This is a genomic window from Mycobacterium sp. E796, from assembly GCF_001672815.1.
Taxonomy (GTDB): domain Bacteria; phylum Actinomycetota; class Actinomycetes; order Mycobacteriales; family Mycobacteriaceae; genus Mycobacterium.
Genome location: NZ_LZKK01000155.1, coordinates 1 through 1,569 on the forward strand (window position 1 = coordinate 1; position 1,569 = coordinate 1,569).

Here is a 1,569-nt window from a genome sequence, read left to right on the forward strand (position 1 = left end):
GTCGCTCACTGGTGGACAGTGTGTCGGTCGGTGGTTTCTGAATGGGTTGCTTTCACGATGATGTGTCGGTAGCCCCGGATGGGCCGCCGATGCACCCGAGGTGCCGTCGAGCCACTGCCTTTGTCGCTTGACACGCGATGTCCACTCACAGTGTCGCGGGGCTCGGCGGTTCTTCGGGGTGTGGTGACCGTCGACAGGGCAATGCGTCAGGAGAGCTGAACGCCAAGCAGTGAGCAGCACAGGTGTCACACCCCGCACCGATGAGGGTGCCTCCCCACTGGGACAAGCAGCGAGGAGGCTGTCATGCAGTATCCCCCAGTTAGGTTGGCCGACCAACCGGCCAATGGTTTGACGTGTGGAATCGACTGGGCCCGTGACGATCACGCGATCACGATCATCGATACCGATGCCCGGCCGGTCTATCGCGGCGTCATCGAGCACAGTGCCAAAGGCCTCAAAGACTTGATCGAGGTGCTGGCTGGGACCGGAGTACACGAAGTCGCGATCGAGCGCCCCGACGGGCCAGTGGTAGAAGCCCTGTTAGACGCCGGCGTTACCGTGGTCGTCATCAATCCCCACCAGGTGAAAAACCTCCGTAGCCGCTACGGCTCGGCCGGCAACAAAGACGATCGGTTCGATGCGTTCGTGTTGGCCGACACGTTGCGCACCGATCGGGCCCGGCTGCGTCCGTTGACCCCCGATACCCCCGCGACCACGGCGCTGCGCGCGTTGTGCCGGGCACGCAAAGATCTGGTGATCCATCGCGTGCGCGTCGCCAACCAGCTGCGTGCGCACTTGGCCCGCGTCTATCCCGCACCGATCGGAGTATTCGACGCGCTGGATTCGCCGATCAGTTTGAGGTTCTTGACCCGGTTTGACTGCCAGGACCGCCTCGATTGGCTGACTCCCACACGCTTGGCCAGCTGGCTTGGCTCGGTGGGCTACAAAGGCCGCACCGATGCGGCTGTCCTGCACGCGCGGCTCAGCGGCCGCCCGCGCGGACTCACCGGCCCCGACGGCGCCGCCTACGTCGGGATCACCACCGCCTTCGTGGCCACCCTGACCAACCTTGTCAGTCAGATCGCTCAGCTCTCTGCCCAAATTGCCGATCAACTTGCCACCCACGCTGATGCGCACATCTTCACCAGCCTGCCGCGCAGCGGCACCCTGCGAGCAGCGCGGCTGCTGGCCGAAATCGGTGACTGCCGTGCACGATTCCCGACCCCGGATGCCCTGGCCTGTCTGGCCGGCGTGGCGCCCTCAACCCGCCAATCCGGAAAAATGCGTTCCGTCGGGTTCCGCTGGGCCTGCGACAAACAGCTACGCGACGCGGTCTGCGACTTCGCCAACGACTCCCGCCACGCCAACCCCTGGGCCGCTGACCTCTACAACCGCGCCCGCGCCCGCGGACACGACCACCCTCACGCCACCCGGATCCTGGCCCGCGCCTGGCTGCACGTCATCTGGCACTGCTGGCAGACCAACACCCCTTACGATCCCGCCCAACACCAAGCCCTCCAAACCCTGCTCAACCAGCGCTCAGAAACCGCTACTTGACACAGGGCTTCT

Annotated in this window: 1 protein-coding gene; it reads left to right on the forward strand. The window is 65.1% G+C overall.

The genetic code is table 11. The features are described 5' to 3' along the window. Window positions 1–303: 303 nt before the first annotated feature. Entirely contained in the window at window positions 304–1,557 is a 1,254-nt protein-coding gene (locus tag A5706_RS11320) for an IS110 family transposase (protein WP_068130294.1), read from the forward strand. The last annotated feature ends 12 nt before the right edge of the window (window positions 1,558–1,569 follow it).